The 12646-nt window shown below is 70.0% G+C and carries 12 protein-coding genes; 6 read left to right on the top strand and 6 right to left on the bottom strand.

The annotated features are described in order from the left end of the window. Positions 1 to 139: 139 nt before the first annotated feature. The 4 genes from glyS to EJ913_RS00435 form a co-directional block, all read right to left on the bottom strand. Entirely contained in the window at positions 140 to 2230 is a 2091-nt protein-coding gene (glyS, locus tag EJ913_RS00450; RefSeq protein WP_425321105.1) for a glycine--tRNA ligase subunit beta, read from the bottom strand. A 16-nt stretch (positions 2231 to 2246) separates the two neighbouring features. Next, positions 2247 to 3128, bottom strand: a complete 882-nt coding sequence (locus EJ913_RS00445; RefSeq protein ID WP_126993765.1) for a glycine--tRNA ligase subunit alpha — start codon at positions 3126 to 3128, stop codon at positions 2247 to 2249. Positions 3129 to 3197: 69 nt separating this feature from the next. Then, a complete protein-coding gene (locus tag EJ913_RS00440) occupies positions 3198 to 3476 on the bottom strand; it encodes a hypothetical protein (protein WP_126993763.1) in 279 nt (92 codons plus the stop codon). Positions 3477 to 3620: 144 nt separating this feature from the next. Then, positions 3621 to 4013 (bottom strand): hypothetical protein, encoded by a 393-nt coding sequence (locus EJ913_RS00435; protein ID WP_244939194.1) that lies wholly within the window; start codon positions 4011 to 4013, stop codon positions 3621 to 3623. A gap of 457 nt (positions 4014 to 4470) precedes the next feature. On the opposite strand from EJ913_RS00435, the gene EJ913_RS00430 reads away from it, so the two are divergent. The 6 genes from EJ913_RS00430 (at position 4471) to EJ913_RS00405 (ending at position 10548) form a co-directional block, all read left to right on the top strand. Further along, positions 4471 to 5076 carry a hypothetical protein gene (locus EJ913_RS00430; protein ID WP_126993761.1) on the top strand — a complete coding sequence of 202 codons (606 nt, stop codon included), beginning with the start codon at positions 4471 to 4473 and terminating at the stop codon, positions 5074 to 5076. A 31-nt stretch (positions 5077 to 5107) separates the two neighbouring features. Then, the gene (locus EJ913_RS00425) at positions 5108 to 6409 is read left to right on the top strand and encodes a YcaO-like family protein (protein WP_126993759.1); all 1302 of its coding nucleotides are present in this window, start codon (positions 5108 to 5110) and stop codon (positions 6407 to 6409) included. Next, entirely contained in the window at positions 6406 to 7788 is a 1383-nt protein-coding gene (locus tag EJ913_RS00420) for a TfuA-like protein (RefSeq protein ID WP_126993757.1), read from the top strand. Before EJ913_RS00425 ends, EJ913_RS00420 begins: the two co-directional genes overlap by 4 nt. After that, entirely contained in the window at positions 7785 to 8081 is a 297-nt protein-coding gene (locus EJ913_RS00415; protein ID WP_126993755.1) for a MoaD/ThiS family protein, read from the top strand. The genes EJ913_RS00420 and EJ913_RS00415 overlap by 4 nt, the downstream gene beginning before the upstream one ends. 11 nt (positions 8082 to 8092) lie before the next feature. Beyond that, on the top strand, positions 8093 to 9250 hold the full coding sequence (moeB, locus tag EJ913_RS00410; protein WP_126993753.1) for a molybdopterin-synthase adenylyltransferase MoeB: 1158 nt from the start codon (positions 8093 to 8095) through the stop codon (positions 9248 to 9250). A 161-nt stretch (positions 9251 to 9411) separates the two neighbouring features. After that, positions 9412 to 10548: an MFS transporter gene (locus tag EJ913_RS00405; protein ID WP_126993751.1), complete on the top strand. Its 1137-nt coding sequence runs from the start codon at positions 9412 to 9414 to the stop codon at positions 10546 to 10548. A 27-nt stretch (positions 10549 to 10575) separates the two neighbouring features. Here the strand turns inward: EJ913_RS00405 and EJ913_RS00400 are convergent, their stop codons facing one another. Both EJ913_RS00400 and EJ913_RS00395 read right to left on the bottom strand, forming a co-directional pair. After that, positions 10576 to 11259, bottom strand: coding sequence for a LuxR C-terminal-related transcriptional regulator (locus tag EJ913_RS00400; protein WP_126993749.1), 684 nt, complete (start codon positions 11257 to 11259; stop codon positions 10576 to 10578). A gap of 230 nt (positions 11260 to 11489) precedes the next feature. Further along, positions 11490 to 12170, bottom strand: coding sequence for a LuxR C-terminal-related transcriptional regulator (locus tag EJ913_RS00395; protein WP_126993747.1), 681 nt, complete (start codon positions 12168 to 12170; stop codon positions 11490 to 11492). Positions 12171 to 12646 lie beyond the last annotated feature (476 nt).

The following is a 12646-nucleotide window of genomic DNA, read 5'->3' as shown; positions in this document are numbered from 1 at the left end:
AACCCCCTCTCCCGCGAAGCGGGGGAGGGATGGGGAGGGGGCAAGCGGCGTGCATACCCCGCCGGCCGCTCCACCAAACGAAAAAGCCCTCCCCCGCATCCAGCGGGGGAGGGCTTTTTCCGTTCCGAAACGCCGTCGCCTACCCTTCGATCTTCGAGAAGTCGGCCACCGCGTTCAGCGTCGTGCGGATCTGCGTCAGCAGGCGCAGGCGGTTGACGCGCAGGTCCTTGTCCTCGGCGTTCACCGTCACCTTCTCGAAGAAGGCGTCCACCGGACCGCGCAGAGCGGCCAGCGCCGCCATGGTGCCGGTGAAGTCCTTGGCGTCGAGCAGCGGCTTGGCGGTGGCCGAGGCTTTGTTCAGCGCGGCGGCGAGCGCCTGCTCCTCCGGCACGGCCAGACGGGCGGCATCGACCGGCTGGTCGAAGCTGGCGCCGTCCTTTTTCTCCTCGATGCGGACGATGTTCGAGGCGCGCTTGTAGGCGGCCAGCAGGTTGGCGCCCTCGTCGGAACTGACGAAGTTTTGCAACGCCTTGACCCGCGCCAGCAACTGAACCAGATCGTCCTGCTTGCCGAGCGCGAAGACCGCGTCCACCAGATCGTGCCGCACGCCCCGCTCACGCAGCACCACCTTCAGGCGGTCGGCAATGAAAACGAGCAACTGTTCGGCAACCGCGCCCGGAGCGCCGATGTCGCCGCGGTTATAGGCCTGGACTCCATCGCGAAAAGCCGCCGTGAGGTGGAGCGGCAACCCGTTCTCCAGCACCAGCCGGATCACGCCCAGCGCCGCGCGGCGCAGCGCGTAGGGATCCTTCGACCCCGTGGGCTTCTCGTCGATGGCGAAGAAGCCGACCAGGGTGTCGATCTTGTCGGCCAGCGCCACCGCGACCGAGACCGGCGCGGTCGGGCAGCTATCCGACGGACCCAGCGGCTTGTAGTGGTTGGCGATGGCGTCGGCCACCTCCGCGCTCTCGCCCTGGCCCAGCGCGTAGTAGCGGCCCATGATTCCCTGAACCTCGGGGAATTCGCCGACCACCTCCGACACCAGATCGGCCTTGGACAGCAGCGCCGCGCGGGACGCGGCGACGGCGTCGGCGCCGATGGTGCGCGCGATTTCGGCGGCCAGCGCCTGGACGCGGGCCACCTTCTCGGCGACGGTGCCGAGTTTGGCGTGGAAGGTGATCTTTTCCAGCGCCGGCAGGCGGGCTTCCAGCTTGGTCTTGCGGTCCTGGTCCCAGAAGAACTTGGCATCCGACAGACGGGCGCGCAGCACGCGCTCGTTGCCGGCGACGACGGCCTTGCCGCCGTCCACCGTTTCCGTGTTCGCCACGACGATGAAGCGCGGGGCCATCGTCCCCGCCTTATCCAGCGCCGCGAAGTATTTCTGGTGCGTGCGCATCGAGGTGATCAGCACCTCCGACGGCACGTCCATGAAGCTCTCGTCGATGGAGCCGATCAGCACCACCGGCCATTCGACCAGCCCGGCAACCTCCTCCAGCAGGGCGTCGTCGGGGGAGAGCGTCAGGCCCTCCTTCGCGGCGAGTGCCTCGGCGTCGGCCTTGATCTTGGCCTTGCGCTCCTCGCGGTCGAGCACGACCTTGGCGGCGCGCAGCTTCTCCTGGTAGTCGGCGAAGCTCTCCACCGTGAAGGCGTCGGGCGCCAGGAAACGGTGGCCGCGCGTGGCGTTGCCGAAGGCGATCCGCCCCTGCGTGCCGCCCAGGTCGAAGCCGCCGTCGAGCACCCGCCCGCCGAACACAGCGACGATCGAGTGCAGCGGGCGCACCCAGCGGACGGTGCCCGTGCCCCAGCGCATCGACTTGGGCCAGGGCAGCTCGGCCATCACCGCCGGGATCAGTTCCGCCAGAACCCCGGCGGTCTCGCGGCCCTTCTTCTCGGCGACGGCGAAATAGAAGACGCCCTTGCCGGTGTCGCGCTGCTCGCACTGGTCGAGACTGGTCAGCCCGGCCGATTTCAGGAAGCCGGTGACGGCTTGCTCGGGCGAGCCGACGCGCGGACCCTTCTTCTCCTCGCGCACGTCGGCGGTGCGCTCCGGCAGCCCGTCGACCACCAGCGCCAGACGGCGCGGGGTGGAGTGCGCCTCGGCCTTGGTGAAGGTCAGACCGTTGGCGGTCAGCCTCTCGGTGACGAGGCGCTTCAAGTCCTCGGCGGCCCGCGCCTGCATGCGGGCGGGGATCTCTTCGGAAAAGAACTCGACGAGAAATTCGTTGGTCATGGTGTTGGGCATGGTCTTACTTGGCCCCCGTCCAGGCTTCGCAGCAGGCCTTCGCCAGCGCGCGGACGCGGCCGATGTAGGCGGCGCGCTCGACGACGCTGATGACGCCGCGCGCGTCCAGCAGGTTGAACAGATGCGACGCCTTGATGCACTGGTCGTAGGCGGGCAGGGCCAGCCCCTCGGCGACCAGCGCCTGGCATTCGCCCTCGGCGTCCTTGAAATGCTGGAGCAGCATGTCGGTGTTGGCGAACTCGAAATTGTGCTTCGAGTATTCGACCTCGGCCCGCTTGAACACGTCGCCGTACTTCACGCCGTGGCCGTTGAAGTCGAGGTCGTAGACGTTCTCCACGCCCTGGACATACATCGCCAGACGTTCCAGCCCGTAGGTCAGCTCGACCGCGACCGGGTCGCACTCAATGCCGCCGACCTGCTGGAAGTAGGTGTACTGCGTGACCTCCATGCCGTCGCACCAGACTTCCCAGCCCAGCCCCCAGGCGCCCAGCGTCGGGCTTTCCCAGTCGTCCTCGACGAAGCGGATGTCGTGCAGCGACGGGTCGATGCCGATGGCCCGCAGGCTGTCCAGGTAAAGCGCCTGCGGATCGGCCGGCGAGGGCTTCATGATGACCTGGTACTGGTAATAGTGCTGGAGCCGGTTCGGGTTCTCGCCGTAGCGGCCGTCCTTGGGCCGGCGGGACGGCTGCACGTAGGCGGCCTTCCAGGCGTCGGGACCGAGCGCGCGCAGCGTCGTCGCCGGGTGGAAGGTGCCGGCCCCCACCTCCATGTCGTAGGGCTGGAGGATGACGCAGCCCTGCTCCGACCAGAACTGGTGGAGCTTGAGGATCAGGGACTGGAACGACAGCCCGCGGCTGTCGGCGGAGGTCCCGCTTTGGGAGGCCATGGACGGTCCACAAGCAAAAAGGTTGAAACGCGCCGCACGATAGGCGGGCGTGCCTGTGGAATCAAGCCGTCAGCGACCGTAGGGGCAGGCCGGACGGCCGCAGGACACCGCCGAGTAGGGGGCGACGTAGGCGCCGCATTCCGGGCATTTCTCCATGTCCTCGGCGTCGCCGGCCGGGCTCGGAGGCGGCGCGGCGCTGCGCCGGGCCGGGCCGGCGGCGGCGGAGTCGCGGCGCTTGGCGGCGGCGCGGTCGCGGCCGATGGCGTTGACGCGGGTGACCCAGCGCCAGCCGAACCATACGGCGCCGATCACCAGCGCCAGAAGAAGAAGCTTGGAAAAGGAGAGCATCGCGCCGGCCGCCTGGGTGGGTGGGCCGGCGCCGCGCCCGATGTTTTCAAGGCGCGGCGCCGCCGTTCAGGCATTCAGCCCGCGTCCGGCGCGATGTCAAGGCCGCAATGCCGGGACCGGAGAGAGCCGGCCAAGCCGCTCGCGTTACTTCGCGGCGACGGCGGGCTGCCAGCTGTAGGTCGGCGTCACGCCGAAGGTGCGGGTGGCGTCGGCCTGACGCACCGTGCGGACCAGCGTCTCGGTGCCGGTGGCGACCCGGACGTTCTGGCCGATCGGGCCGCAGTCGGTCGCCACGATGTTGACGCAGTCGGTGGCGTCCACCCGCGTCAGCACCACGTCGAAGGGGAACCCGTTGCGGACGTAGACGCCCAGAGTGCCCGGCGCGGTGGAGGCGGTGCGGACGGTCAGCGTGCCGGCCGGCAGGGCGGCGTCGCTGGGCTTCGCGCTCTGCGCCGCCGCCGGGGAACCCAGCGCCAACCATCCGCCGGCAAGAGCGGCGGTCAAGGCCAGCGATGCGATGCGAAAACGAGCCATCATCATTCCTCAATCCTGCTGTCGTCGGTGCCGGGAAAGACGAAGAACCGCAGCCCCCGTCATTCCCTGGGCACCGGCAATCTAGCAGCAGGGGAATGCGCCTCAAAAGAGAATATCGGACGATGAAGGCTGGTCTGCTTGGCATCGGACGGATGTCGATTTGCCCGGACGGGGCTTATGCGGCGGGAATTGTTCATAGGACCGTCATAGCCCATCGGTGAAGTCGACATACGCTCCGAGTCGTGGCTCGCCGGTCGCGCGGCGCCGGATTGCGGTGACCGTGCCGCCGGGCAGGGTTTGGGGGAAGCGGCAGCCGCACGCACACCAGCGTGTGTTTCGAGGGGCGATCGCGGGTATCACGCATTTTCGGTGGTATTCCCCCAGAGTGCCTATGCTAGTGGTTTAGCCATTCCATCCGATTGCGGCAATCCATCCGGCACGCCTGGCTTAGGGAGGCATCATGGCCAACGAACGCGCACTCGACCTCATCAAGCGTCTCGCCACCGACGGCGATTTCCGTGACCAGCTCAACGCTTTGGACGCCGCCGGAAAGCAGGCGTTGCTTGAACAGAACGGGTTCGGCGGCGTGTCCGCCGACGAGGTGCGCGGGGCCGCCGCCGAGGCGTTCGGCAGCCTGTCCGGCCAGAAGGGCGGCATCGACGCGTCGGTGACCGTCGAGTCCATCGCCACGGCCGCCTCGGTCGCCGCCGTCGCCACGCCAGCGGCTGCGATGCCGGCGACGGCGAACCCGGCTGCGGCGATGCCAGCGGCTGCGATGCCGGCGACGGCGAACCCGGCTGCGGCGATGCCAGCGGCTGCGATGCCTGCGACGGCGAACCCGGCTGCGGCGATGCCAGCGGCTGCGATGCCTGCGACGGCGAACCCGGCTGCGGCGATGCCAGCGGCTGCGATGCCGGCGACGGCGAACCCGGCTGCCGCGATGCCAGCGGCTGCGATGCCCGCGACGGCGAACCCAGCTGCCGCGATGCCCGCCGCCGCGATGCCGGCGGCGTCCAACCCGGCCTCCGCCACCCCGGCGGCGGACTCCACCAAGTCGGACTCGTGAACAGGCTGGAACCGGACACTCTGATCCATCCATGAGCGACAGCGCATCGTCGTCGCACGCCGAGCCGGGGATCCGGCTCGGCGATGCGGTCCACCGCGCCGCCAAGCGTTTCTTCATCGGCACGCACCGCACCGCGACGCCCGAGGAAACGCTGGCGCGCATCACTCCGCATCTCGGCCGCTGCGGCATCACGCGGCTGGCCGACGTGACCGGGCTGGACCGGCTGGGCATCCACACGGTGCTCGGCCACCGGCCCAACAGCCCGACCCTGTCGGGAAGCGCCGGCAAGGGATTCAGCCTTGCCGCCGCCACCGTTTCGGCGGCGATGGAGGCCATCGAGTTCCATCACGCCGAGGCGATCCGGCTGCCCTACACCGAGGCGAGCTGGAACGAGCTTCCCGCCGACGCCCGCATCCCGGTGGACCGCCTGCCGGGCACCAAGAACGGCTCCTTCCGCCCCGACCGTCCGGAGTTCTGGGCCTGGGGCTGGGATCTGATGACCGACCGGCCGGTCGCCGCGCCCTGGACCTCGGTGGCGCTGCTCGGCAACCCGGTGGCGCGGCCGGGGCTGCGCAGCTTCTACGCCATGGGCACCAACGGCTTGGCCAGCGGCAACCACATCCTGGAGGCGGTCGCCGCCGGGCTCTACGAGGTGATCGAGCGCGATTCGGTCGCCTGCTGGCGCTACGCCGCCGAGGCGTTGCGCTGGCCCACCCCGCGCGTCGCTCTCGAGACCATCGACAGCCCGGTGATCCAGGATCTGCTGCGCCGCTTCGACGAGGCCGGCATCCGCCCGCTGCTGTTCGACGTGACCTCCGACATGGGGGTGCCGACCTACATGGCGATGGTCTACGACCGTGACGTGCGGAAGACCGGCATGCACCGTGGCTACGGCACCCATCTGGAGCCGGCGGTCGCCATGTCGCGCGCCCTGACCGAGGCGGTGCAGTCGCGCCTCGTGCTGATCGCCGGGTCGCGCGACGACTTCTTCCGGCGCGACCTGATCCGCAACCAGAACGCCGACGGCACCGCCGAGATCGCGGCGCTGGAAAGCCAGCCGGCGACGGTGGACGGGCGCCGCTTCGCCAATCTGGCGACCCCGACCTTCGAGGGCGACATCGCGCTGCTGCTGAACGTCCTGCGCCGGGCGGGCATCGAACAGGCCCTGGTCTTCGACCTGACGCAGCCGGAGATGGACATCCCGGTGGTGCGCGTGGTGGTGCCGGGGCTGGAAGGCTACAACTTCGACTTCTACGCGCCGGGCGCCCGCCCGCTGGCCTTCGCGGGCGCTCTGAAGGCCCAGATGGCGGCCCACACAGGGGTGGTGGCATGAAGATCTGCGTCTTTCTCGGCCCGACCATGCCGGTGGCGGACGCGCGGGCGTTGCTTCCGGACGCGGTCTATCTGCCGCCCGCCGCCCAGGCCGACATCCTCAGCGCCCTGACCATCCACCGGCCGGACGTGATCGCGCTGATCGACGGGGTGTTCGGCCAGTCGCTGTCGGTCTGGCACAAGGAGATCCTGTTCGCCCTGCACAGCGGCGTCGCGGTATACGGCTCCTCCAGCATGGGCGCGCTGCGCGCCGCCGAATGCCACCCCTTCGGGATGGTGCCGGTGGGCGAGGTGGCGCGGCAGTACATTGACGGCCGGCTGACCGGCGACGACGAGGTGGCGCTGGCCCACGCCGGGCCGGAGGACGGCTATTTTCCGCTGTCGGAGCCGCTGGTCAACCTGCGCGCCAGCCTTGCCGCCGCGCGGGCCGCCGGGGCGATCGACGCGGAACTGCACGACCGGCTGGTCGCCGCCGCCAAGCGCCAGTACTTCACCGAGCGCACCCGCGACCGCGTCTGGGCCGAGGCCAAGCTGACCGACGCCGAGTCGGCGACGCTGGACGCCTTCCTGGCGACCGGCTCGGTCGACCAGAAGCGGCTCGACGCCGAGGCGCTGCTGATTCACCTGCGCAGCCTGATCACACCGCCTCGCCCGGCGCCCTTCGGCTTCAACGCCTCGCATTACTTCGACGTGCTGTACGAGCGTGACCGCCGCGTCGCCCATGGCGGGCACGAGGTGCCGCTGTCGGAGGTGGCGACCCACGCGGCGCTGCACCGGCCCGACTTCGCGGAGATCAACGCCGCCGCGTTGGGCCGGCTGCTGACCGTGCAGCTCGCCGACACGGTCGGAGTCACCGTGGACCAGGAGGCGGTCGCCGCCGAGATCCGCCGCTTCTGCGCCGCGCGTGGCCTGCCCGACGCCCCGGCGCTGGCCGCGTGGTGCCGGCGCAACGACCTGACCGACGCCGAGTTCACCACGCTGGCGACCGAACTGGCCATCGAGCGGGCGATGCGGCATTGGCTGATCCCGCGCCGTTTCCTGGCCCGCACCACCAAGCCGGTGCTGAACGAGTTGCGCCTGCGCGGCCTCTACGAGAAGACCGCCGGGGAGGCGGCGCTGATCGAGCGGGTGATGGCGCTGCATTTCGGCGACGCCGGCCTCCAGCCCAAGGACACGCTGGAGGAGCTGATCGCCGACCACCTCGCCCACACCGACTGCCGGATGGACGCCGCGCCCGACGCGTGGTCGTTTGAAGCCGGCTTCAAGGACGTGCATGATCTGCGCATCGACCTGATGCGCGCCAAGCAGGTGCGCGACCTGTTCCGCCAACTGGCCGAGGAGGCCGGGACGGCGCTGCGCGAGGAGGAGACGCCGGCATGAGCGAGACGACCACCACCGCTGAAGCGGTCATCCGCGTTCCGACCCCGCTGCGCGGCTTCGTCGGCGGGCGGGACCAAGTGACGGTGCCGGGCGCCACGGTGCGCGAGGCGCTGGCCGCGCTGACGGCCGGGCAGGAGTCCTTCCGCGACCGGCTGTTCACGGCGGAAGGCGAGCTGCGCCGTTTCGTGAACGTCTATCTCGGCCGCGACGACGTGCGGCGGCTGGGCGGGCTGGACGCGGCGCTGCCGGCCGGCGCCACCCTGACCGTCATGGTCGCCCTGGCCGGCGGCTGAGGAGAGCGGCCATGAGTCTGAAGGACCGCCGCCTCGCCGAGCTGCGCGCCCGCATCCCGGAGGTCGCCGCCGCCGAGGCCCTGGACCTGCAACAGGGCGGCGCCCTGCTGGTCGATGTCCGCGAGGACGAGGAGACCGCGCCCGGCAGCCCGGCCGGGGCACTGCGCCTGCCGCGCGGCTTCCTGGAACTGCGCATCGAGGACAAGGCGCCCGACCCGGCGCGGACGATCCTGCTGCTGTGCGCCGGCGGCACGCGGTCGCTGTTCGCGGCGGAGGATCTGGCGCGGCTCGGCTACGCCGACGTGCGCTCGGTCGCCGGGGGCTTTTCGGCCTGGAAGGCGGCGGGGCTGCCGGTGGAGGTGCCGCCGACGCTCGACGCCGCCCAGCGCGAGCGCTACCGCCGCCACCTGACCATGCCGGAGGTGGGGGAGGCCGGGCAGCACAGGCTGCTACGCTCCCGCGTCGCCCTGATCGGGGCGGGCGGGCTGGGCTCGCCCATCGCGCTGTACCTCGCCGCCGCCGGGGTCGGCCGCCTGACCCTGATCGACGACGACCGGGTCGAGCGCAGCAATTTGCAGCGCCAGATCCTCCACGCCGAAAGCCGGCTCGGCCAGCGCAAGGTGGAGAGCGGGCGGACGGCCCTGCTCGACCTCAACCCGACCATCGAGGTGGTGGCCCACGACACCCGCCTGGACTCCACCAACGTGCTGGAGCTGCTGGGCGGCCACGACGTGGTGGTGGACGGGTCCGACAATCTGCCGACGCGCTATCTGGTGAACGACGCCTGCCAGCGGCTGGGCGTGCCGAACGTCTACGGCGCGATCTTCCGCTTCGAGGGGCAGGTGGCGGTGTTCGGCGGCGGCGCGCCCGGCGAGCGTCCCTGCTACCGCTGCCTGTTCCCGGAGCCGCCCCCGTCGGAGTTTGCGCCGTCCTGCGCCGAGGCCGGCGTGCTGGGCGTGCTGCCCGGCGTGATCGGCACGATCATGGCGGCGGAGACCGTCAAGCTTCTGCTGGGCTTGGGTGAACCGCTGGCCGGGCGGCTGCTGCTCTACGACGGCCTGCGCGGCGAGTTCACCGAGATCGCGGTCCCGGCCGACCCGGACTGCCCGTCCTGCGGGCCGGGCGGGACGGTGACGCTGTCCGACATCGCGGCGGTGTGCGGGGCGTAGCCGTATCGGGGGCGATCCGGCCACCACCTTGACCTGAATTTTGCTCATGGTCTAAACAGGACCTTCCACCGGCGGTTTTCGGCCGACAGAACGGTTGGCAATTCGACCCCGGCTTTCCGCGTGGCTTCCGGCGCGGCTGTCCCTCCTTGGAAGGTTCGACCATGACTGGCTCCGCCAATCGTCCGGCCACACGGCTCGCGACGCGTCTGTCCTTTCTGGTCGCGGGCTTCGGCATGGCGTGCTGGGCGCCGCTGGTCCCCTTTGCGAAGGCGCGGCTCGGGGTGGAGGACGCGCAGCTCGGCGTCCTGTTGCTCTGCCTCGGCGTCGGTTCGCTGGCGGCGATGCCGGTGACCGGCGCCCTGACCGGCCGTCTGGGCTGCCGGCCGATGATCCTGCTCGGCGGGGTGGGGCTGTGCGTCGCGCTGCCGTTGCTGACGCTCGCCTCCAGCGCGCCCGGACTGGCGGCGGCGCTCCTGCTGTTCGGCGCGTCGCTGGGCATGATCGACGTGGCGATGAACATCCACGCGGTGGCGGTGGAGCGCGAGTCGGGCACGCCCCTGATGTCCGGTTTTCACGGCCTGTTCAGCGTCGGCGGTTTCGCCGGGGCGGGCGGCATGACGCTGCTGCTGTCGGCGGGGCTGGCGCCCTTTCCGGCGACGGTCGCCGCCGCGCTGCTGGGGTTCGCCCTGCTGGCGGTGGCGGGGCCGCGCCTGCTGGCGGCCAAGCCGGATTCGGCGGGCGGCGGCTTCGCCCGGCCGCGCGGGATCGTCCTGCTCCTGGCCTCGCTCGCCGCCCTGGTCTTCCTGGCCGAGGGCGCGATCCTTGACTGGAGCGCGCTGCTGCTGACCGAGCGGGGGCTGGTCGGCGCTGGTGGCGGCGGGATCGGCTACATGGTCTTTTCGGTCGCGATGACCGTGGGCCGGCTGCTCGGGGACCGGGTCGTGTCCCGGTTCGGCGGGCCGCAGGTGTTGGCCGGCGGCGGGGCGGTGACGATCGCCGGCTTCGCCGTTCTGTTGCTGTCGCCCTCGGCCGTGCCGGCGATCGGCGGGTTTCTGCTGATCGGCCTCGGCGCGTCGAACATCGTTCCGGTGCTGTTCAGCGCGACCGGGCGGCAGACGGCGATGCCGGCGTCGCTGGCGGTCGCCGCCATGACGACCGTCGGCTACGCCGGTATCCTGGTGGGCCCCGCGATCATGGGCTTCGTCGCGCAAGGGGTGGGGTTGTACGGCGCGTTCTGGCTGCTGGCCGCCCTGATCGGGGTCGTGCCGCTCGCCGCTCGCCACGTCCGGACAGTCTGAGCGCGGACGGCCTGACGCCGGGAGTTTCTACAGGCTCTGCGCCGTCAGCGCCGCCTGGGTGCGGTTGCGCACGCCGAGATGCCGCAGGATCGCGGTGACGTGGACCTTCACCGTTCCCTCGGTCAGACCCAGCTCGTGGGCGATCTGTTTGTTGGATTTGCCGTCGCGCAGGCGGGTCAACACGTCGCGCTGGCGGGGGGTCAACTGGTCGCCGTTGCTGTTGGCGAAGCCCCCCAGCCCATCGTCGGCCACCGCCTCCGGGGCGTGCCCGTTGACGCCATGGACATGACCGTGGCCGGTGTCGAGCCGGTCGCCGCCCCGGATGGCCTGCTCGGGCAGATAGATTCCGCCGGCCAGCACCAGTTGCAGCGCGCCCAGCAGCACCTTCGCGCTGGAGGATTTCGGGATGAAGCCGGCGGCGCCGTTCTCCAGCGCGGCCAACAGGTCGGAGCGCCGTTCAGAGCCGGACACCACGACCAGAAGCGCCTTGGGCAGCCTGGCGTGGATGTCGCCCAAGGCCGCGAAGCTGGTCCAGCCCGGCATGCCGAGGTCGAGAAGGATCAGGTCGTACTCCTGCGACCCATCGCACATCGCGTGCACCTCGTCATAGGTGCTGGCCTCGAAGAAGGTCATGTCGTCGTCGAATTGCGCCAGCAGCCGGCGCAGACCGTCGCGGAACAGCAGGTGATCGTCAGCGATCAGCACGTTCATCGCAGGCATTTCCACAGGTGAGGCGTCGATGGGTTGCCGAATTGGCTGGGCCGTCCGGCCCATGCGTTCACATAAGTGCCCCCGAATCCGCGCAGTAGTGCGCTTTTCGTCTTAGGCCGGACCCCCTATGCCCGTCCTGGTCGTGTCGAAACGCGAACGGTCCGGGGCCAGGCTTCGGCGGGCCGGGGACGGGGCTCTCCGCCCCATCCATCCCGCGCGCCCGTTTCCTATCAGACGGTGGCGGCGACGTTCTCGGCCGTCTGGTCGCCGATGCCGTTGTTCAGCGCCCAGATCGCCGCCTGGGTGCGGTTGGAGGCGTTGATCTTGCGCAGCAGGCTCTTGAGGTGGACCTTCACCGTCGCCTCGGTGATGCTCAGGTGGTTGGCGATCATCTTGTTGCTGTTGCCGTTCAGCAGGCAGCGCAGGATCTGCACCTCGCGCTGCGACAGGCCCTTGCGGCGGGTCGGAAGCTCGGCGCCCAGGTCGTCGGTGCGGCCGCTGACCAGCAGGGCGGCCAGATGGGTCGGGAACACCTTCTCGCCCATCATCACCAGCTTGAGCGACTGCATCAGCGCCTCGCAAGCGATGTCCTTCAGCAGATAGCCGCCGGCCCCGGCGCCCAGCGCGGCCGACAGGCGGCGGGTGTCCAGGTCGGTGGTCAGGATGACGGTCTTGATCTCCGGGTGCTGCTCGCGCACGTTGCGCATCGCCTCCACGTCCTCGTCCACGCCGCTCGGCAGGTCAACCAGGATCATGTGCGGGGCGGCCTCCCCGGCGTTCACCGCCGACAGGCCTTCGCGCAGGTTTCCGGCCTCGCCGACCACGGTGAAGGGGGTGCCTTCGAACAGACGCTTCATGCCTTCACGGAAAAGCTTGTTCGCATCGATGAGGAAAACGTTGATGGCATCCATGGTCGCTGCCCGCCTTATGTTCCGTTCCGAATGTCGCGCCGGGTGACGCTTCGGTGTCATCCCCTCCGTTCCGTTCGGCGCCTTGCGCCTGACCGTTCGGTTCCGGGGGTGCCACGATCTGCACCGAACATACCCCCGATTTGCGCGTTGCAAAATTTCTCTAAGGTAAAAATCGCGTCCGGCAATGGGCATATGCCCTAAGCGGAACTAAGACGAGGTGCCGAAGAGAAAAAGGTCGCACGCCTATATGGGAATAACGTGTTGTGACAGAAATGGGGTTTTGGCCATGGATGCGGCGTTTGTCTGAAAAATGACTGTACGGTAATCGACCGTGATTTGCCGTCCACGCGCTCTAGGACGTGGATGCTGCGCCTCGACCGTTGGACGATGAAGGCATAGGCACTGGCCTCGGCCGTTCGTCCGGGTTCGGGGGGGACGGCCTGCGGCGGGTCGCCCCCGCGTGGAGGGGCGCGGAT

It is taken from the genome of Azospirillum doebereinerae (assembly GCF_003989665.1).
GTDB classification, from domain to species: domain Bacteria; phylum Pseudomonadota; class Alphaproteobacteria; order Azospirillales; family Azospirillaceae; genus Azospirillum; species Azospirillum doebereinerae.
Note: the sequence above shows the minus strand (reverse complement) of the source record. Positions and strands in the feature narration are given on the sequence as shown.